Origin of the sequence: Bradyrhizobium sp. HKCCYLS3013, assembly GCF_051167615.1 — a bacterium.
Classification (GTDB): domain Bacteria; phylum Pseudomonadota; class Alphaproteobacteria; order Rhizobiales; family Xanthobacteraceae; genus Bradyrhizobium.
The window spans coordinates 83,725-103,130 of record NZ_JBNPTK010000001.1; the positions used below are offsets into that span (position 1 = coordinate 83,725).

Below are 19,406 nucleotides of genomic sequence, written 5' to 3' on the forward strand. Positions count from 1 at the left end.
GGACAAGCCCGGCCATGACGTGGTGAGGGCTTGCACCAACAAACAACACCGCGTCGCCGGAGGAACTGCAACATGAAAAACCGCACCACCGGACGTTCGGCCTTCCTCGCGCTGCTCAAGGACGAGGGCATCACGCATCTGTTCGGCAATCCCGGCACCACCGAACTGCCCGTCATGCATGCGCTGAAGGATCATCCAGATCTCACCTATGTCATGGCGATGCAGGAGAGCCTGGTGGTGGCGATCGCCGACGGCTTCAGCCGCGCCTCGGGACGTCTCGTCGCCTGCAACGTCCACGTCGCTCCGGGTCTCGGCAACGCGATGGGCGCGCTCTACAATGCGCAATTCACCGGCACGCCGATGATCCTCACCGCCGGCCAGCAGGAGCAGGGCCACGGCCTGATGGAGCCATTGCTCTACGGTCCGCTGGTGCGGATGGCCGAGCCGCTGGTGAAATGGGCGGTCGAGGTGACGAGGCTGGAGGACCTGCCGCGCATCGTCAGGCGCGCCGCCAAGGTCGCGACCACGCCTCCGACGGGCCCCGTCTTCATCTCGCTGCCCGGTGATATCCTCAATGCCGAAGCCGGCATCGAGCTCGGCCGGTCGACGCGGGTCGATGCGCGCGTGCGGCCGACCGCGGACGCGTTGCAGGGGCTGGCGCAGCGCATTCTCAAGGCGCAGCGGCCGGTGATCATCACCGGCGACGAGATCGTCAAGAGCGATGCGCTGCAGGCCGCCGCGGAGTTCGCCAGCGCGATCGGCGCACCCGTGCATCAGCAGTCCGCGCCCTATGGCGCGCATTTCCTCTCCGAGCATCCCTGCTACATCGGCTCGCTGTCGCGCGCGCAGAAGCAGGTCCGCGATCTCCTGGCGCCGCATGATCTGCTGATCGTGCTCGGCGCCGATCCGTTGCGGATGTCCGTGCACAGCGAGATCGAGCCGCTGCCGGAGGGACTGCCGATCGTGCAGATCGGCTTGGTCGATTGGGAGCTGGGCAAGAACTTCGGCGCCGAGATCGCGCTGAAAGCCGACGTCCGCGAGACGCTCCTGCAGCTCACGCCGCTGCTGCGCGAGGTGGGCGGTTCGTCCCTGCAAGCTACCGCGCAAGCGCGCATCGCGGAGCTGTCGTCGAAGAACTGGAGTGCGCGGCGCCGGACGCTGACCGCTCAGATCGAGACGGCACGCGACAAAACGCCGATCGATCCCGACTATCTCGCGCTGCAGGTGGCCCAGGCCATGCCGGAGCATGGCATCCTGGTCGACGAGGGGCTGACGTCCGCGCGCTACATGACGGCGCTGTGGCCGTACCGCGACCGCTACAACTATCACGGCCTCGCGTCGGGTGGCATCGGCTGGGGCCTGCCGGCCTCGGTCGGCGTCAGCCTCGCCAATCCCGACCGTCCCGTGGTGTGCTACTCCGGCGACGGCAGTGCGATGTATTCGATCCAGGCGCTGTGGACCGCGGCTCACCACAAGCTGCCGCTCTCCGTCGTCATCGTCAACAATGGCGGCTATCGCATCATCAAGCAGCGGCTGCTGTCGTTCCACGGCGACGACAACTATATCGGCATGGACTTTGTCGATCCGCCGGTGGACTTCGCCGGGCTGGCAAGATCGCTGGGCTGCGAGTCACTGCGCGTCAGCGATCCCGGTGAGTTGAAGTCGGTGCTGTCGGGGGCCTTCCGGCGGCCGGGCACGAAGCTGATCGAGGTGATGGTGAGCAATGCGGTGAATTGAACAGCTTGGCCTGATGGTTCGAGACGCGCCGCACCTCATCCGCGGCGACCTGCTCGCTCGGTCATGACCATCCGGGGGAAGCGGCGCTCCTCACCATGAGGGTGGAGATCTCGCCAGCCATGAGGGTTAGGATTTCGCCACAAGCTCGGTCCTCGTCCTGAGGAGCCCGCCGCAGGCGGGCGTCTCGAAGGAGGCGGCGGGCGGAGAAGCCGCGAGAAAATTCTTTACGAATATCCGAAGATGTGCTTTATTCCCGAAATCCCGCCTCACACGGAGGGGCGCATCGCGATCGTCACGACACGCGAGGTGGGGATGCGACGGCTGTCGGCATGCCGCAGCGTGGGGAAGCCCGCGCCGACGAACGGCATCTGGCGGACGTGAAGGCGTGTGGTCCTGGCGCCCCGATGCTGGCGCCAAGTCCGCGGGTGATGATCCCGCAGACGACGGTGGCTATCGAGCCGGACACCGGGGAGAGCGCGCTATAAGCGTGAAAACCGTCGCGCGGGGAATGCCGGATGCTCGGCTGAACCTGTGGTGACTGCCGCCTGCTTTTCTTTCTGCAGGCGGGCCATGGGTGAGGCCTTCACCCGGCATTCCCCGCGCCCTCCGTCTCGTGAGGGTGTTCATGCCAATAGCTCGGGTGCTCGACCGCACCGCGAGAACGAGAGCGCGTAAGTCGGGGACGGCGACAATGCTGCCCGACGCGTCAAGTCCCAGGCATGGCAGTTCCATAATCCGAGACGCATGCGCTGACCAATTGAATTCAAACCCAGCCTCTTTCGCTTCGCCCACGATCCCGATATGACGCCGCCTTCGTTGTGACTGGAAAAGCGCCATGACCAGGATTGATGCAATCGCCCGTGCCCGTCAGAGCCTGACGAGCGGTGACTTCCTGGCCGAGCTCGGCCGCCGGGTCGCCTATCGCACCGAGAGCCTCAATCCCGAGCGCAAGGACGACCTCGCGGCGTATCTGACCAACGAGCTGACGCCGTCCTTTGCCGCGCTCGGCTTTTTCTCCGAGATCGTGCCCTCGCCGAGCGGCAAGTCGCCGTTCCTGATCGCGACCTACCACGAGAGCGACAGCGCCCCGACGATGCTCAGCTATGGCCACGGCGACACCGTCGACGGCATGGCCGGCGAATGGCGCGACGGGCGCGATCCCTGGGCGGTGACGCCGGACGGCAACCGCCTCTACGGCCGCGGCACGGCCGACAACAAGGGCCAGCACAGCATCAACATGGCGGCGCTGCGCGCGGTGCGCGAGGCCCGCGGCGGCAAGCTCGGCTTCAATGCCAAATTCATCATCGAGATGGGCGAGGAGATCGGCTCGCCCGATCTCGCAGAGGTGGCCGACCGGCATCGCGACGCCTTGAAGGCCGACGTCTTCATCGGCTCGGACGGCCCGCGGCTGTCGACCGCGCGCCCCACCATCTTTCTCGGCTGCCGCGGCGGCATCCGGCTGCATCTCGACGTCAACCTGCGCGAGGGCGGCAATCATTCCGGCAATTGGGGCGGCGTGCTCGCCAATCCCGCGACCATTCTCGCCAACGCCATTTCCACGCTGGTCGACGGCCAGGGCCGCATCAAGCTGGAGTCGCTGAAGCCGCCGCGCCTCACCAACGCCATCCGCGCCATCCTCGCCGACGTGAAGGTCGAGCCGACCGCCGACGAGCCGGCGCTGTCCGACAATTGGGGCGAGGACGGGCTGACGCCGGCGGAGCGGCTCTATGCCTGGAATACGCTCGAGGTGCTGGCGATCTCCTCCGGCAATATCGACAAGCCGGCGAATGCGATCCCGGGCCGCGCCCGTGCCGTGCTGCAGCTGCGTTTCGTCGTCGGCACCAAGGTCGACAGCATCGTGGAGGACGTGAAGAACCACCTCGTTGCGCATGGCTTCCCGATGATCGAGGTCAGCATGACGCAGGGCTTCATGGCCTCGCGCGCCGACATCGACAGTCCCTGGATCAAATGGGCCGCGGATTCCATCAAGATGAGCACCGGCAAGGCGCCCGCCGTGCTGCCGAACTTCGGCGGCTCGCTGCCCAATGACGTGTTTGCCGACGTGTTGAAGATGCCGACCATGTGGGTGCCGCATTCCTATCCGGGCTGCTCGCAGCACGCGCCGGATGAGCACATTCTGCTGGATGTCACGGAGGAGGCGCTCGGCCTGATGGCCGGGCTGTTCTGGGATCTTGGCGAATTGCGGAAGCCGCTGTGAACCGAGAAGGAGGCATGAGCACACATCGCCTGGCATCATTGGTGCTCACCTCCCGCCGCCTGAGCCGGAGTGAGGGGCGTGCCGCGTGCGGGAACCGTCCGCCTGCAACTTTCGTCTGGTCGCGGGGCATGCGAGCTGATCGTAGTTTACCATCCCGACGTTCGGCGCTGCCGTTTCAGCCCGAACGTCTTGTCGAAGGGGACGCGGGACAGGCAATTTGTCGCAAGCGTCCGAGAACTTCCCGCCGCGGGGCGGTCTATGGTGCCCGCGCTCGTCCGGCCGGTGATCGTCCGGGGGCGGGGGCCATTTTGAGTTCGCTGTGGTTTATGCAAGCATCCGGCGATCAGCCGGATTGAGGAGATCAGTTATGAAGCAGCTTCGCCTATTCGGTCTTGCCGTCGCCGCCGCGCTCTGCGCCGGCCAGGTGCAGGCCGAGGACCTGACGGGGACCCTGAAGAACATCAAGGAGACCGGTGCGATCACGCTGGGCGTGCGCGACTCCTCGATCCCGTTCTCCTATCTCGACGACAATCAGAAGCCGATCGGCTTTGCCATCGACATCTGCATGGGCATCGTCGATGCCGTGAAGAAGGAGCTCAAGCTCGACAAGCTCGACGTGAAGCTCAATCCGGTGACGTCGTCGACCCGCATCCCGCTGCTCGCCAACGGCACCATCGATCTGGAATGCGGCTCCACCACCAACAATGCCGAGCGCCAGAAGCAGATCTCCTTCACCAACACCCACTTCCTGACGGCGAGCCGCTACGTCTCGAAGAAGTCGAGCAACATCAACAAGATTGATGATCTGAAGGGCAAGACGGTCGTGTCGACTGCCGGCACCACCAACATCAAGCAGCTCACCGAAGCCAATGCCGCACGCAATCTTGGGATCAACATCATCCCGGCCAAGGATCACGCCGAAGCCTTCCTGATGGTCGAGACCGATCGCGCCGTGGCTTTCGTGATGGACGACATCCTGCTGTCGAGCCTCGTCGCTAGCTCCAAGGATCCGGCCGCCTACGTCATCTCCAAGGATGCGTTCTCCAAGCCGGAGCCCTACGGCATCATGCTCCGCAAGGACGATCCGCAGTTCAAGAAGGTCGTCGATGCCGCGACCGCCAAGATCTACACCAGCGGCGAGGGCGCCAAGCTGTATGACAAGTGGTTCATGCAGAAGATCCCGCCGAAGGGCCTGAACCTGAACACCCCGATCTCGGCCGAGCTGAAGGCTGAGTTCGCCAAGCCGTCGGACTCGCCGGATCCGGATTCGTACAAGCCGTAAGGTGAAGTCGCATTAAGCTCGTGCCGCGACGCCGGTGCGCTCCCTCCCCCCTTGTGGGGGAGGGTTGGGGAGGGGGCCCGCAGGGGCAGTCTTTGCTGAGACCCCCACCCCGACCCCTCCCCGCTTCGCGCGGGGGAAGGGGAGCGCAGTGTCGCTCGTGGCGACATTGCGTAAACCGACCGCGAGCTATCACTTCAGGACACCCCCGTGAACTACACCTGGAACTGGCACATCTTCCTGGAGCCGAACCCGACCGGGGCGGGCACCTATTTCGACATGCTGCTGTCGGGGCTGAAGATCACCATCGTGACCTCGCTGTCGGCCTGGGTGATCGCGCTGATCTGCGGCACGATCGTTGGCATCCTGCGCAGTCTGCCCTCGAAATTGGCGACCTGGATCGGCTTCGTCTATGTCGAGTTCTTCCGCAACATGCCGCTGCTGGTGCAGCTGTTCCTGTGGTTCTTCGTGCTGCCCGAGTTGCTGCCGCGAACCGCCGGCCTGTGGCTGAAACAGATGCCGAATGCGCCGTTCTATACGGCCGCGGTCGGCATCGGGCTGTTCATGTCGGCGCGCGTCGCGGTGCAGCTTGCGGCCGGCATCGGCTCGCTGCCGCGCGGCCAGATGATGGCGGCGACCGCGCTCGGCCTCACCACCTTGCAGGCCTATCGCTACGTGCTGCTGCCGATGGCCTTCCGCATCATCCTGCCGCCGCTGACGTCCGAATTTCTCAACACGGTCAAGAACAGCGCCGTGGCGATCACGATCGGTCTGATCGAGCTGACGGGCGCCGCCCGCGAGATGCAGGAATTCTCCTTCCAGGTGTTCGAGGCGTTCAGCGCCGCAACGCTGATGTATCTCGTCATCAACGTCATCGTCGTGATCGGCATGCGCCTGCTGGAGCGCGCGGTGGCGATCCCTGGCTACATCACGGGCAAATGAGATGCTGGCCAATTTCGATTTCGACGTCATCCGCCGCTCGCTGAGCTACCTGTTCATCGACGGCATGACCTTCACCTTGACGCTGACCGCGCTGTCGGCTTTTGGCGGTCTCGTCTTCGGCACCATGATCGCGCTGATGCGGCTGTCCGGCTATCGCGTGATGGGCTGGATCGCCGGGCTCTATGTCGACTTCATGCGCTCGCTGCCGCTGGTGCTGGTGATCTTCTGGTTCTACTTCCTGGTCCCCTATATCGGGCAGTGGATCACCGGCTCGTCCCGGCCGATCAAGGTCGGCGCCTTCGCCTCCTCGCTGATCACCTTCATCCTGTTCGAGGCCGCGTATTTCTCCGAGATCATGCGCGCCGGCATCCAGTCGATCTCGCGCGGGCAGCCGGCGGCGGCCTCGGCGCTCGGCCTGACCTACGCGCAGACCATGCGCTACGTCGTGCTGCCGCAGGCGTTCCGCAACATGCTGCCGGTGCTGCTGACCCAGACCATCGTGCTGTTCCAGGACACCTCGCTGGTCTACGTGCTCTCGATCCCGGACTTCCTCGGCGCCGCCTCCAAGGTCGCGCAGCGCGACGGCCGGCTGGTCGAGATGTACCTGTTCGCGGCCCTGGTCTACTTCACCATCTCCTGCATCGCGTCCTACGGCGTCCGCCGCCTGCAGTCGCGCATCGCCATCATCAGGTAGTCGGCTCCCATGATCGAAATCAGCCACGTCAACAAATGGTACAGCCCGAGCTTCCAGGTGCTGAAGGACTGTAGCACCTCGGTCGCCAAGGGCGAGGTGGTGGTGGTCTGCGGTCCCTCCGGCTCCGGCAAGTCGACCCTCATCAAATGCGTCAACGCGCTGGAGCCGTTCCAGGACGGCACGATCACGATCGATGGTCTCAAGGTCAATGATCCCAAGACCAACCTGCCGAAGCTGCGCTCGCGCGTCGGCATGGTGTTCCAGCATTTCGAGCTGTTTCCGCATCTGAAGATCATCGAAAATCTCTGCCTCGCCCAGCAGAAGGTGCTGGGGCGCGGTCACGAGGAAGCGACCGCCAAGGGCATGAAGCTGCTGGAGCGCGTCGGGCTGAAGGAGCAGGCGCAGAAATTTCCGGCGCAGCTCTCGGGCGGCCAGCAGCAACGTGTCGCGATCGCGCGTGCGCTCGCCATGGACCCGATCGCCATGCTGTTCGACGAGCCGACCTCGGCGCTCGATCCGGAGATGATCAGCGAGGTGCTCGACGTCATGGTCGATCTCGCCCGCGAGGGCATGACCATGATGGTCGTGACCCACGAGATGGGGTTTGCCAGGAAGGTCGCCCACCGCGTCATCTTCATGGACCGCGGCGAGATCGTCGAGGACGCCAAGAAGGATGAGTTCTTCGGCCAGCCCCGCAGCGAGCGCGCGCAGCAGTTCTTGTCGAAGATTTTGTCGCACTAGTTAGACCCGTCATTCCGGGTTCGATGCTGCGCATCGCCCCGGAATGACGGCGAGAGAAACGATCGGCGCATGCTAAGGACTATGCGTGCGCTGATGAGAAAGGAGATACCGCCTTGGACCCCATCGCTTACGTCAACGGCGCCTTCGTGCCCCTGTCCGAGGCCAAGGTCTCGGTGCTCGATCGCGGCTTCCTGTTCGCCGACGGCATCTATGAGGTGGCGGCGGTGCTCGACGGCAAGTTGGTCGACAGCGCCTCGCACCTCGCCCGGCTGGAGCGCTCGGTCGGCGAGATCGGGCTGGCGCTGCCGGAGAGCCTGGCGCGAATCGAGGCGCTGCAGAAGGAGCTGGTCGCGCGCAACCGGCTCGACCAGGGCATGGCCTATCTGCAGGTCACGCGGGGCGCTGACAAGGGCCGCGACTTCCCGTTTCCGAAAGGCGACGTCAAGCCGACGCTGGTGATGTTCGTGACCGCCAAGAACATCGTCGATGCACCCTCGGCGACGGCGGGCATCGGCGTCATCACCGTGCCCGACATCCGCTGGGCGCGGCGCGACATCAAGAGCGTCGCGCTGCTGGCGCAGGTGCTGGCGAAGCAGGCGGCTGCGGCCGCCGGCGCTGGAGAGGCCTGGATGGTCGAGGATGGTCACGTGACCGAGGGCGGCTCGTCCTCCGCCTTCATCCTGACCAAGGACGACGTCATCGTCACCAGGCCGAACTCCAACGCGATCCTGCCGGGCTGCACCCGCAAGGCGGTGGTGAGGCTCGCCGAGGAGCGTCAGCTCAAGGTCGAGGAGCGGCTGTTCACCGTGGAGGAGGCGCTCGCGGCGAAGGAGGCCTTCATCACCAGCGCGAGCTCGTTCGTGCAGCCGGTGGTCACGATCGACGGCAAGCCGGTCGGCGACGGCAAGCCTGGCCCGGTCGCGGCGCGGCTGCGCGAGATCTATGTCGATTTTGCGCGCGCGACGGCGGTGTAGTTCGACGAGAGAGCAGATGCAGCATCGAAACCCGTTTGCTTCGTCCGGCGCTTTGCTATCGTGGCGGCGAACCAAACAAAAACGGGGAGGCGTTTCGATGCGGTATCGCTTGTGCGGGCTTGCGGCCGGACTGTTGATTGCGGGCGCGAGCTGGGGGACGGCATTCGCCGATGACGGCTGGGTGACCCTGGTCGACGGTGACAAGAAGGTCGAATTCGCCGAGGTCGGCAAGGCCAATTGGGAGGCGAAGGACGGCGTTCTGATGGCCGACAAGCTCGACGGCAAGGATCCGTCCTATCTGGTCACCAAGGCCAGCTACAAGGATTTCCAGATCAAGGCCGAGTTCTGGGTCGACGACGCCGCCAACAGCGGCATCTTCATCCGTTGCGACCAGTCGGCGAAGATCGACTCCAACATCTGCTACGAGGTCAACATCTTCGACAAGCGGCCCGATCCGAAATACGGCACCGGCGCCATCGTCGACGTGTCCAAGGTCGATCCGATGCCGAAGGCCGGCGGCAAGTGGAACACCTACGAGATCACCGCCAAGGGCACGCGGCTGACCGTGATGCTCAACGGCGAGAAGACCGTCGACGTCGACGACAGCAAGCATGCTGCGGGGCCGATCGCCCTGCAATACGGCTCGGGCGTCGTGAAGTTCAAGAAGGTGCAGATCAAGCCGCTATAGCGGTGCATTCCGGGCAGCGGCGCTGACCGCGGCTCGCGCGGTAAAGGCCTTTGCAGTACCAATGGCGCGCCATCATCTGCAGAGGATGGCGGGCCAGCCTGGCCAGCGTCACCAGTTCGAGCATGGCGGGCATTGCGGACTCCCTCACTTTCTTCCGACGAGATGGGGCGGCGCTTCGGTGACGGAAGTGCCGCCCCAGTCGCGTCAGCCATGCAGCTTCTTTGCGGTCTCGGCGATCACGCGCCCTTGATAGCGCGCCCCCGCCAGCTCGTTCTCGCTCGGCAGCCGGCTGCCGTCGCCGCCAGTGATGGTGGTCGCGCCATAGGGCGAGCCGCCGGTGATCTCGTCGAGCTTCATCTGGCCGGCGAAGCCGTAGTTGAGGCCGACGATGGTCATGCCGAAATGCAAGAGGTTGGTGATGATCGAGAACAGCGTGACCTCCTGGCCGCCATGCTGGGTCGCGGTCGAGGTGAAGGCGCCGCCGACCTTGCCGTTCAGCGCGCCCTTGGCCCAGAGGCCGCCGGCCTGGTCGAGGAAGTTGGCCATCTGCGAGGCCATGCGACCGAAGCGGGTGCCGGTGCCGACGATGATGGCGTCATAGTTGGCGAGCTCCTCGACCTTGGCGATCGGTGCGGCCTGGTCGAGCTTGTAGTGCGAGGCCTTGGCGACGTCGGCGGGCACGAGCTCCGGCACGCGCTTGATGTCGACGGCGGCGCCGGCTTCGCGGGCGCCTTCGGCGACGGCGTTGGCCATCGCTTCGATGTGGCCGTAGGCGGAATAGTAGAGAACGAGAACCTTGGTCATGGAAGTCTCCGTGGGAATGCGAGTGATCGGGGAGGGCGTCCCGGCCGGAGAGCCGACCGGGATCGCGAAACAGACTTAAGCGGCGTCGACCAGCACCAGTTCGGAATCTTCGAGCGCCGTGATCTTCAGCGTGGCCTCGTCGCGGATGGCGGCGCCGTCACGAGCGTTGACGCGGACGCCGTTCACTTCGACGCTTCCGGCGGCAGGCACGAGATAGATATGCCGGGCCTTGTCGGCATCGTACTCGGCGGTCTCGCCGGCCTTCAGCGTGGTGCCGAGTACGCGTGCCTTGGCGCGGATCGGCAACGCGTCGCCGTCATCTGCGAAGCCGCTCGCGAGCGTCACCAGCTTGCCGGAGCGATCGGACTTCGGGAACGGCTTGGCGCCCCAGGTCGGCTGGCCGCCATCGGTGGTCGGCTCGATCCAGATCTGGAAGATCCGCGTCGTGGTCGGCTCCAGATTGTACTCGGAATGGCGGATGCCGCTGCCCGCACTCATCACCTGGACGTCGCCGGCCTCGGTGCGGCCCTTGTTGCCGAGGCTGTCCTGATGGGTGATCGCGCCCTCGCGGACATAGGTGATGATCTCCATGTTGCGATGGGGATGCGCGGGGAAGCCGGTGTTCGGTGCGATCTCGTCATCGTTCCAGACGCGCAGGGCGCCGTGGCCCATGTTGCTGGGGTCGTAGTAGCTCGCGAACGAGAAATGGTGCTTGGCCTTGAGCCAGCCGTGGTCGGCGCCGCCCAGCGCCGCAAAGGGCTTCAGTTCGATCATGGGTCTGCTCCTGTGGTTGCAACGGTCGGCCGGTGCCGCCGTGCCGTTGGGCATTGGAATAAGGCGGCGATCGGAGTATGGAAATAGAAACTATTGAAACCTATTGTTTCCAAAAGAGAGATTTGAAGGAATGGCGCGACTTCCGGATTTCGAGGCGATGGCGATCTTCGCCAAGGTCGTCGAGCTGCGCTCCTTCGCCGGCGCCGCGCAGGAGCTGAGCCTCTCCAAGGCCTCCGTCTCCAAGGCGGTGAGCCGGCTGGAGGAGCGTCTAGGCACGCGGCTGTTCAACCGCACCTCGCGGCGCCTGGCGCTGACGGATGCCGGTCAGCGGCTGTCCGAGCGCGCCGCGCAGCTGCTCGCCGATGGCGAGGCGGCGGAGACCGAGGCGCTCGCGCAGTCACTGACGCCGCGCGGCCTGGTGCGCTTCGCGGTGCCGATGACGTTCGGCGTCAAGAAGATCGCGCCGCTGCTGCCGGCGTTCCTGGAGCAATATCCGGAGGTCTCGATCGACCTCCACATGAGCGACGCCACCGTCGATTTGATCGGCGAAGGTTTCGATCTCGCACTGCGCATCGCGCGGCTGCCGGACTCCTCGCTGCTCGCGCGCCGGCTCTGCGCCATGCCGCGCTACACGGTGGCGGCGCCGTCCTATCTGAAGCGCCACGGCCGGCCGACGCACCCGATGCATCTCGCCGAGCACAAGTGCTTCGGCTACGCCTATCTCTCCACCGCTGGCGTCTGGCACTACACAAATGCGGCCGGCGAGCAGGCCAGCGTGCGGCCGGCGGGACAGCTGCGCGTCAACAATGGCGAGGCGCTGTTGCCGGCGGTGCGCGCCGGGCTCGGCATCGCAGACCTGCCGGATTTCATCGTGGGCGACGCGATCGCGTCGGGCGAGGTCGAGGTGGTGCTGAAGGGCTGGAGCCAGCCGGAAGGCGCGATGCACCTGGTGATGCCGCCCGGCGGCCCGCGCCCCGCGCGGGTCGAGGTGCTGACGGAGTTTCTGGTGAAGGAGCTGGCGAAGGCGAAGAAGCGATGAGCGCGCCCGCCGATCTCAGCCGATCAGGACTGCACCTCGCAGACGTCGACCCATGCCGCTTCTGTCAGTTCGGCCATGCGATCCGGCGTGATCTTCACCGCGCTGTGGGTCGAGCCCGCCGCGGGCACGACGATGTCGAAGGCCTTCAGCGACAGATCGCAATATACCGGCAGCGGCGACTTCAGCCCGAACGGGCAGACGCCGCCGACCTCGTGCCCCGTGATGTCGGCGACCTCGTCGAGACCCAGCATCTTCGGCTTGCCGCCGAACTGCGCCTTGACCTTCTTGTTGTCCATGCGGGCGTTCCCGGCAGCGACGATCAGGATGACGCGTTCGCCGACGCGCAACGACAGCGTCTTGGCGATGCGGGCCGGCTCCACGCCATAGGCTTCCGCCGCGAGCGCCACGGTTGCGGAGCTCTGGCTGGAGACGAGGACGTCGATGTCGGGGGCTTTTTCAGCGAAGAAGGCGCGGACGGATTCAAGGCTCATGCGTGTTGACGATCTCAGGCAATTCGGAGAGCGCAGCAATACGATAATCGGGCGCAAAACCCAACTCGTCCATCTGGGTGCGCAGCGCCTTGAACATCGTGAGCGGGGACACGAGATCGGTCTTGATGCAGGCGGCCGCCATGGCTTCGGGAGTGACGCGCTCGATCCATGCAACGTTGAGGCCGAAGGCCTTGGCGCCGCAGACGTCCCAGGGATTGGAGGACACGAACAGCACCTCGGCGGGTGCAAGTCCAAGTGTCTCCGCGATCAGCGTATACGCTTCGGGACTCGGCTTGAAGATCTTGTGGGCATCGACGCTGATGACCGCATCGAGCATAGCATCGAAGCCGCTGGCCTTGACCAGGCCGTCGAGCATCGCGGGGCTGCCGTTGGAGAGGATCGCGAGCCGGCGGTCCTTCATCGCGGCGAGCGCGGCGCGTGCATCAGGGTAGGGATCGAGATCGAGATATTTGGCGATGATGCGATCGCGTGTGATCGCATCGGCCTGCAGGCCGAGAACGCGCAGCGCATAGAGCAGCGACTCGCGGGTGACGACCGAAAAATCCTCGTAGCGCTGCATCAGCGAGCGCAGCCAGGTGTATTCGAGCTGCTTGATGCGCCAGATCTGGGTGATGATGTCGCCGTGGCCGGGAAAGGCCTGCTCGGTGACCGCCGCCACTGACTGGATATCGTACAGCGTGCCATAGGCGTCGAAGACGATGGCTTTGAACGGCATGGCGCTCACCTGACCACCTTGAACAGGCGCAATGACTGATGGGTCACCGCGCCTGCGTAGACTAGCACGATCCTTGCGGACCGGACGATGTCAGATCCCCAGCAGCCTGCGCGCGTTGGCCTTCAACACCTTCGGCCGGATCTCGTCGCGGATGTCGAGCTTGGCGAAATCGGCGAGCCAACGGTCAGGGGTGATCACCGGCCAGTCCGAGCCGAACAGCATCTTGTCCTGCAGGATCGAGTTGATGTAGCGGACGAGGATCGGCGGGAAGTATTTCGGCGACCAGCCCGAGAGATCGATATAGACGTTCGGCTTGTGGGTCGCGACCGACAGCGCCTCCTCCTGCCAGGGGAAGGAGGGGTGGGCGAGGATGATCTTGAGGTCGGGGAAATCGACCGCGACGTCGTCCATGTACATCGGGTTCGAGTACTTCAGCCGCATCCCCATGCCCCCCGGCATGCCCGAGCCGACGCCGGTCTGGCCGGTGTGGAACAGCGCAATCGCGCCGCCGTCGTTGATCGCCTCGTACAGCGGATAGGCGAGGCGGTCGTTGGCGTAGAAGCCCTGCATGGTCGGGTGGAACTTGAAGCCGCGGACGCCATACTCCTCGATCAGCTTGCGCGCCTCGCGGACGCCGAGCTTGCCCTTGTGCGGATCGATGCTGACGAAGGGGATCAGCACATCGAGATGGTCGGAGGCGACCTCGAGCATCTCGTAATTGTTGTAGCGGCGGAAGCCGGTCTCGCGCTCGGCGTCGACCGGGAAGATCACCGCGGCGATGTTCTTCGAGCGATAATAGGCGGCCGTCTCCGGCACCGTCGGCGGGTGCTTGTGCGGCGACTTGAAGTAGTCGGCCATCTGGGCCTGGAAATCGTCGTAGCCGTCATCTGCATGCATGCCGCAGGGCTCCTCGGCATGGGTATGGATGTCGATGGCGACGACGTCGTCGATCTTGGGCAGAGCGAGCTTGGGCATGGGCGTTCCCGGGGTTGGTTCTTGGCTTTGAGAAATTGATTATAGGATATAACGAATTTGGCAATCGCCAAGTTGGATCGGCGGGCTGCTGGCCGGCAGCTTCTGTTGAAGTCCGGCGCCGCCATGATTGACATCCGGCGGGCCGGTGGTTAGAAACCGGCCAATCCGGGCGGCTTGGTCGCTTGCGGAACTCCTTTTCTATTTGCCACCTCACTGTTTGCCACTTCCGGCCTGTCCAACACGGCCTTTCAACGTATCAGGATGTCCCATGAAGGTCCGTAACTCGCTGAAGTCGCTGCGTGGCCGCCACCGTGCCAACCGTCTGGTCCGCCGCAAGGGCCGCGTCTACGTGATCAACAAGGTCCAGCGCCGCTTCAAGGCCCGCCAGGGTTGATCGAACGAGGCTGATCCGGCCGCGGTCGCCAGTCCCGTCCGCTCACAGGCGTTTGACGCGTGTGCTGCTTTGCAGGACGCGCGGACTGCGTCTACACTCCGCGCATGGCAAAGCGAACTTTCCGGGCGGTGCTGCTCGCCGCCGTCGTCATTTCCATACCGCACCTTGCGCAAGCGCAGGGCGAGCCGCGTGCGGCTCCCAAGCCGAAGCCGCCCGAGGCGCCCGCCAAGCTGCCCAAGGTCGGGGCCGACAAGACCAAGGGCCTCGATTTCCTGTTCGGCGCCCTGAAGGCCGCGCCGGACGATATCAGCGCCAAGCACGTCGAGGCGCGGATCTGGGCGATCTGGCTGCAGACCCCCAGCGATACCGTTGCCCTGCTCATGGCGCGGTCCAAGGCGGCGATGGACGCGAAGCAGAACGAAGTCGCACTCAAGCTGCTCGATTCGGTCATCAAGCTGCGGCCCGATTATGTCGAGGCCTGGAACCGTCGCGCGACGATCTATTACCTCCAGAACGATTACGGCCGCTCGCTGGCCGACATCCAGCAGGTCCTGCTCCGTGAGCCGCGGCACTTCGGCGCGCTCGCAGGTCTCGGCATGATCATGCAGGATCTCGGCGAGGAGAAGCGGGCGCTGGATGCGTTCCGCAAGGCGCTCGAGGTCAATCCGCATCTGGACAAGGTGCCGGAGCTGGTCAAGACGCTGACCGAAAAGGTCGAAGGCCGCGACATCTGACGCCGGACCTGCCGTTAACCATGTGCTGAGCGCCGCTCTTGCTGGCGGGACCGCGCAACCCCACGTGCCTCTTGATCGAGATTTGTCGGCAGGAGAGGCGCAATGACGCGTGCGGTGCTGGCGGCAGCGCTGGTGATCACGGCGGCCACGGCCGCGTGGGCCGAAGACATGTTCTGGGTGGTCGGCAACCGCGCCACCAATCGCTGCGAGATCGTGACCAGCAATCCGGTCGTCACCCCCACCATGGGCGACATCTGGTTCGCGTCCGGCCCCTTTAAGTCGCTGGACGACGCCAAGCTCGCGCGCTCCACGATCAACGCCTGCCCGAACAAGGACATCACAGCCGAGGACTGATCGTCGCCCGGTCGGATCGCTCAGTGGAACGCGGTGCTGCGGCGGTCCGGCAGGCCGTACTGGGCAGCCGCGGCATAAAGCTGCGCGATCTCGGCCTCGAGGTGCTCGTTGACCAGCAGCAGCGCCTTCAGCGCGCCACGGAGATCGCCATTGCAGCTCGCGACGATCTCGTCGATAGCCGTCTCGCTCGAACGAACACTCATCGGTAACCCCCTCCCAAAACACCAAACTAAACTCAGGGCCGGTCATCGTGCTCAGATCACGCAATGACCCGACCGGAAGTAATTCACGGCCATCAGCCGATTGCGAGGAAAAGTCCCGACCATGGTTATAAAATGGCCGACGACGCGGTGATGACAGGATTCCCGGGCGAAACGACGAGACAACGCGGCCGGATCTGCAACTCCCGCGGATCTGCACCGTAACTGTCACTGTGACAGGCAGAAAACTATCAATGATTTCAATGTTCTTGGTGGGCACTTTGGCGCTCCTGGCGATGCTCACGCGCGCCGGCGTGGCGGTGCTCGAGCGCCGTTACCCGGCGCAAGGGCAGGCCATCAATGTCGAGGGTGCGACGATCAATCTTGTGGATATCGGGCCCCGCGACAGCGAAAAGCCGCCACTGTTGCTGCTCCACGGCGCCAGCTCGAACCTCGAGGCGATGCGCAGGCCGCTCGGCGACCTGCTCGCGCAGCGCCACCGGGTGCTGCTGGTCGACCGTCCCGGCCACGGCTGGAGCCCGCGTCTCAGGCCCGAGGATTCCACGCCCGCCGCTCAGGCCCGCATGCTGGATGAGGCGCTGGCGCGGCTCGGGGTCGGCCAGGTCGTCCTGGTGGTGCATTCCTGGAGTGGCGCGCTCGGCCTGCGCATGGCGCTCGATTTCCCCGACCGGGTCGCGGGCCTCGTGATGCTGGCGCCGGTCGCGTATCCCTGGCGGGGCGGGGTCGGGCGCTACAACGAGGCCGTCACCACGCCGGTGGTCGGGCCATTGCTGGCGCATACGATCACGCTGCCGCTCGGTCTGGCGCTGATGGCGCCCGGCGCCCGCGGCGTGTTCGCGCCGCAGGCCATGCCGGACGATTTCGTCGACCGGACCGCGACGCCGCTGCTGCTGCGGCCGCGCGAGTTCATCGCCAATGCGCGCGATCTCGTCACCCTGAAGCAGGCCGTGATCGAGCAGGCGCCGCGCTATGGCGAGATCAAGGTCCCGGTCACGATCGTGGCGGGCGAGGCCGACCGGACGGTCTATACCGACATCCATGCCCGCCCGCTCGCCCAGGTCGTGCCGCACAGCCGGCTGATCGTGCTGCCCGAGCTCGGGCACATGGTCCAGAACGCGGTGCCGGAACTGGTGGCCGGCGAGGTCGACCGCATCGTCGCGGCCGTCGCCACGGCCGATGCCGTGGCGCCGTGATGCAAAAAAGCCCCGGCGGTCGGCCGGGGCTTTGCAGGCGAGGTGATGGGTCGGCCGGCGGCCGCTTACTGCTTCTGCTTGCCGTCCTTGTCGAACGACGACACATAGGCCCAGAGGTTGTTGATCTCGGTCTCGTTCTTGATGCCGGCGAAGGTCATCTTGGTGCCGGGAATCTTGGCCTTCGGATCCTTGATGTATTCCTTGAAGACCGCCTCGTTCCAGGTAATGCCCGAATTCTTGTTGGCTTCCGAATAGTTGTAGTCCGGCGCGCTGCCCGACTTGCGGCCGTCGAGGCCGTTCAGCTCCGGGCCGACCTTGTTCTTCGCGCCCTCGCCGATCGAATGGCAGGGCAGGCACTTGTTGAAGGACGTCTTGCCGGCGGCCGCATCCTGCGCCAGCGCGGCAGACGCCAGCGACGACGAGGCGAGGATGACGAGCGCGCTCAAAGTCATTTTCTTCATGGATCAGGCTCTGTGGGTTACGAGACGAGTTTGCGCGCAGGTTGTGGCATGGCCTCAGGCGAGGCACAAGCGGGGATGCGCTGAGGCAAATCAGCATAATGGCTGAGCTTGTTGCTCTGCCGCAAACTTCGATGCGGATCCGCTGCCTATCCAAACCGTTTCGGTTGTGATTGATAGGCCGGGGCAAAATCGAGGCCGGAGGAACGCGATGGCGATCATGATGCCGGAGGCAGATCAAGCGGTGCTGGCGCGCCGTGGCGAGATCGTTGCTGCACTGCGAGCAATCGTGCCGGGCGAAGGCGTCATCGACAGCGCCGCCGAGATGCTGCCTTACGAGTCCGATGGCTTGATGGCCTACCGCCAGCCGCCGATGGTCGTGGTGCTGCCGGAGACCACCGCGCAGGTGTCGCGGGTGCTGAAATATTGCCATGACCAGGGCATCAAGGTGGTTCCGCGCGGCTCGGGAACGTCGCTGTCCGGCGGCGCGCTGCCGCTGGCCGACGGCGTGCTGCTCGGCCTCGGCAAGTTCAAGCGCATCCGCGAGATCGATTTCGACAACCGCGTCGTCGTCACCGAGCCCGGCGTCACCAATCTCGCCATCAGCCAGGCGGTGGCGCATGCCGGCTTCTACTACGCGCCCGATCCGTCGTCGCAGATCGCCTGCTCGATCGGCGGCAATGTCGCGGAGAATTCCGGCGGCGTGCACTGCCTGAAATACGGCATGACCACCAACAACGTGCTCGGCTGCGAGATCGTGCTGATGAATGGCGAGGTGTTGCGCATCGGAGGCAAGTGCACCGAGAACGCCGGTTACGACCTGATGGGCCTGATCACCGGCTCGGAAGGCCTGCTCGGCGTCGTCACCGAGGTCACCGTGCGCATCCTGCAGAAGCCGGAGACGGCGCGCGCGCTGATGGTCGGCTTCGCCGAGGTCGAGGCCGCCGGCGAATGCGTCGCCCGCATCATCGGCGCCGGCATCATCCCCGGCGGCATGGAGATGATGGACAAGCCTGCGATCCACGCCGCCGAGGCCTTCGTCCATGCCGGCTATCCGCTCGATGTCGAGGCGCTGCTGATCATCGAGCTCGACGGCCCCGGCGTCGAGGTCGACGAGCTGATCGGCCGCGTCGAGGCGATCGCGAACGGTTGCGGCTCGACCACCTGCCGCATCTCGACCTCCGAGGCCGAGCGCAACCTGTTCTGGGCCGGCCGCAAGGCGGCGTTTCCCGCCGTCGGCCGCATCTCGCCGGACTATCTCTGCATGGATGGCACCATCCCGCGCGGCGCGCTGCCGAAGGCGCTCGCGCGCATCCGCGAGCTGTCGGAGAAGTACCAGCTCGGCTGCGCCAACGTGTTCCACGCCGGCGACGGCAATCTGCATCCGCTGATCCTCTACGATGCCAACAAGCCGGGCGAGATGGAGCGCGCCGAGGCGTTCGGCGCCGACATCCTGCGCTGCTGCGTCGAGCTCGGCGGCGTCCTGACCGGCGAGCACGGCGTCGGCATCGAGAAGCGCGACTTGATGCCGGAGATGTTTTCCGAGATCGACCTCAACCAGCAGCAGCGCGTGAAATGCGCGTTCGATCATTTGGGTCTGCTCAATCCCGGCAAGGTGTTTCCGACCCTGCACCGCTGCGCTGAGCTCGGCCGCATGCACGTGCATGGCGGCAAGCTGGCGTTTCCGGACCTGCCGCGGTTCTGAGGCGGGCGCTGCAGGGCAGGGCATCGTCTTGTGGCGCCTCGCTCTTTCCGCCGTCATTCCGGGGCGCCCGCAGGGCGAACCCGGAATCCATAACCACAGGCCGATATGCGAGGCAGGCGGGTCGCTCCATCCCGCTCCACCAACATCCGCCTGTGGCTATGGATTCTCCGATGCGCAATTGCGCATCGTAGCTCGCGCGATGCGCGCCCCGGAATGACGTGGAGAGAGCTGACCTCATCGCATCCACCTCCGTCC

Annotated in this window: 21 protein-coding genes; 14 read left to right on the forward strand and 7 right to left on the reverse strand. The window is 65.2% G+C overall.

All coding sequences use genetic code 11. The annotated features are described in order from the left end of the window. The first annotated feature begins 72 nt into the window (after positions 1–72). The 8 genes from ACQR1F_RS00355 to ACQR1F_RS00390 all read left to right on the forward strand — a co-directional run bounded on the left by ACQR1F_RS00355 (position 73) and on the right by ACQR1F_RS00390 (position 9,273). Positions 73–1,737 carry a thiamine pyrophosphate-binding protein gene (locus ACQR1F_RS00355; RefSeq protein ID WP_434912345.1) on the forward strand — a complete coding sequence of 555 codons (1,665 nt, stop codon included), beginning with the start codon at positions 73–75 and terminating at the stop codon, positions 1,735–1,737. Between the two features lie 835 nt (positions 1,738–2,572). Next, positions 2,573–3,955, forward strand: coding sequence for a M20 family metallopeptidase (locus ACQR1F_RS00360; RefSeq protein WP_434873287.1), 1,383 nt, complete (start codon positions 2,573–2,575; stop codon positions 3,953–3,955). 367 nt (positions 3,956–4,322) lie between these two features. Beyond that, complete coding sequence (locus tag ACQR1F_RS00365; RefSeq protein WP_315801873.1) at positions 4,323–5,237, forward strand: amino acid ABC transporter substrate-binding protein; 915 nt, start codon at positions 4,323–4,325, stop codon at positions 5,235–5,237. 207 nt (positions 5,238–5,444) lie between these two features. After that, positions 5,445–6,176, forward strand: a complete 732-nt coding sequence (locus ACQR1F_RS00370) for an amino acid ABC transporter permease (protein ID WP_434912346.1) — start codon at positions 5,445–5,447, stop codon at positions 6,174–6,176. Position 6,177: 1 nt separating this feature from the next. Beyond that, complete coding sequence (locus tag ACQR1F_RS00375; protein ID WP_434912347.1) at positions 6,178–6,870, forward strand: amino acid ABC transporter permease; 693 nt, start codon at positions 6,178–6,180, stop codon at positions 6,868–6,870. A gap of 9 nt (positions 6,871–6,879) precedes the next feature. Further along, positions 6,880–7,611 carry an amino acid ABC transporter ATP-binding protein gene (locus tag ACQR1F_RS00380; RefSeq protein ID WP_434912348.1) on the forward strand — a complete coding sequence of 244 codons (732 nt, stop codon included), beginning with the start codon at positions 6,880–6,882 and terminating at the stop codon, positions 7,609–7,611. A gap of 113 nt (positions 7,612–7,724) precedes the next feature. Then, positions 7,725–8,585, forward strand: coding sequence for a D-amino-acid transaminase (locus ACQR1F_RS00385; RefSeq protein ID WP_434912349.1), 861 nt, complete (start codon positions 7,725–7,727; stop codon positions 8,583–8,585). A 97-nt stretch (positions 8,586–8,682) separates the two neighbouring features. Continuing rightward, a complete protein-coding gene (locus ACQR1F_RS00390) occupies positions 8,683–9,273 on the forward strand; it encodes a 3-keto-disaccharide hydrolase (protein WP_434912350.1) in 591 nt (196 codons plus the stop codon). 204 nt (positions 9,274–9,477) lie between these two features. On the opposite strand, the gene wrbA is transcribed toward ACQR1F_RS00390, so the two are convergent. Together wrbA and ACQR1F_RS00400 are read right to left on the reverse strand one after the other, a co-directional pair. Further along, positions 9,478–10,077, reverse strand: a complete 600-nt coding sequence (wrbA, locus tag ACQR1F_RS00395; RefSeq protein WP_315801880.1) for an NAD(P)H:quinone oxidoreductase — start codon at positions 10,075–10,077, stop codon at positions 9,478–9,480. A 75-nt stretch (positions 10,078–10,152) separates the two neighbouring features. Beyond that, on the reverse strand, positions 10,153–10,851 hold the full coding sequence (locus ACQR1F_RS00400; RefSeq protein WP_315801881.1) for a pirin family protein: 699 nt from the start codon (positions 10,849–10,851) through the stop codon (positions 10,153–10,155). Positions 10,852–10,981: 130 nt separating this feature from the next. Between ACQR1F_RS00400 and ACQR1F_RS00405 the strand changes: the two genes are divergently transcribed. Then, complete coding sequence (locus ACQR1F_RS00405) at positions 10,982–11,890, forward strand: LysR family transcriptional regulator (RefSeq protein WP_315801882.1); 909 nt, start codon at positions 10,982–10,984, stop codon at positions 11,888–11,890. Positions 11,891–11,913: 23 nt separating this feature from the next. Here ACQR1F_RS00405 and ACQR1F_RS00410 read toward each other — a convergent pair whose 3' ends face one another. From ACQR1F_RS00410 to ACQR1F_RS00420, 3 genes are all read right to left on the reverse strand, one after another. Next, a complete protein-coding gene (locus ACQR1F_RS00410; RefSeq protein ID WP_316179519.1) occupies positions 11,914–12,381 on the reverse strand; it encodes a YbaK/EbsC family protein in 468 nt (155 codons plus the stop codon). After that, complete coding sequence (locus ACQR1F_RS00415; RefSeq protein WP_434912351.1) at positions 12,371–13,117, reverse strand: haloacid dehalogenase type II; 747 nt, start codon at positions 13,115–13,117, stop codon at positions 12,371–12,373. The genes ACQR1F_RS00410 and ACQR1F_RS00415 overlap by 11 nt, the downstream gene beginning before the upstream one ends. A 90-nt stretch (positions 13,118–13,207) precedes the next feature. Continuing rightward, the gene (locus ACQR1F_RS00420) at positions 13,208–14,092 is read right to left on the reverse strand and encodes an amidohydrolase family protein (protein WP_434912352.1); all 885 of its coding nucleotides are present in this window, start codon (positions 14,090–14,092) and stop codon (positions 13,208–13,210) included. A 268-nt stretch (positions 14,093–14,360) separates the two neighbouring features. On the opposite strand from ACQR1F_RS00420, the gene ykgO reads away from it, so the two are divergent. From ykgO to ACQR1F_RS00435, 3 genes are all read left to right on the forward strand, one after another. Beyond that, positions 14,361–14,486, forward strand: a complete 126-nt coding sequence (ykgO, locus tag ACQR1F_RS00425) for a type B 50S ribosomal protein L36 (protein ID WP_006611362.1) — start codon at positions 14,361–14,363, stop codon at positions 14,484–14,486. Positions 14,487–14,590: 104 nt separating this feature from the next. Next, on the forward strand, positions 14,591–15,220 hold the full coding sequence (locus ACQR1F_RS00430; protein WP_434912353.1) for a tetratricopeptide repeat protein: 630 nt from the start codon (positions 14,591–14,593) through the stop codon (positions 15,218–15,220). Positions 15,221–15,322: 102 nt separating this feature from the next. Beyond that, complete coding sequence (locus tag ACQR1F_RS00435; RefSeq protein ID WP_315801887.1) at positions 15,323–15,574, forward strand: hypothetical protein; 252 nt, start codon at positions 15,323–15,325, stop codon at positions 15,572–15,574. A 20-nt stretch (positions 15,575–15,594) separates the two neighbouring features. Here ACQR1F_RS00435 and ACQR1F_RS00440 read toward each other — a convergent pair whose 3' ends face one another. Continuing rightward, positions 15,595–15,777, reverse strand: coding sequence for a hypothetical protein (locus tag ACQR1F_RS00440; RefSeq protein ID WP_015669379.1), 183 nt, complete (start codon positions 15,775–15,777; stop codon positions 15,595–15,597). Between the two features lie 251 nt (positions 15,778–16,028). Between ACQR1F_RS00440 and ACQR1F_RS00445 the strand changes: the two genes are divergently transcribed. Continuing rightward, on the forward strand, positions 16,029–16,988 hold the full coding sequence (locus ACQR1F_RS00445) for an alpha/beta fold hydrolase (protein ID WP_315801888.1): 960 nt from the start codon (positions 16,029–16,031) through the stop codon (positions 16,986–16,988). A 65-nt stretch (positions 16,989–17,053) separates the two neighbouring features. Here the strand turns inward: ACQR1F_RS00445 and cycA are convergent, their stop codons facing one another. After that, on the reverse strand, positions 17,054–17,449 hold the full coding sequence (cycA, locus tag ACQR1F_RS00450) for a cytochrome c-550 CycA (RefSeq protein ID WP_315801889.1): 396 nt from the start codon (positions 17,447–17,449) through the stop codon (positions 17,054–17,056). Positions 17,450–17,657: 208 nt separating this feature from the next. Between cycA and ACQR1F_RS00455 the strand changes: the two genes are divergently transcribed. Next, positions 17,658–19,151, forward strand: coding sequence for an FAD-linked oxidase C-terminal domain-containing protein (locus tag ACQR1F_RS00455; protein ID WP_434912354.1), 1,494 nt, complete (start codon positions 17,658–17,660; stop codon positions 19,149–19,151). Positions 19,152–19,406 lie beyond the last annotated feature (255 nt).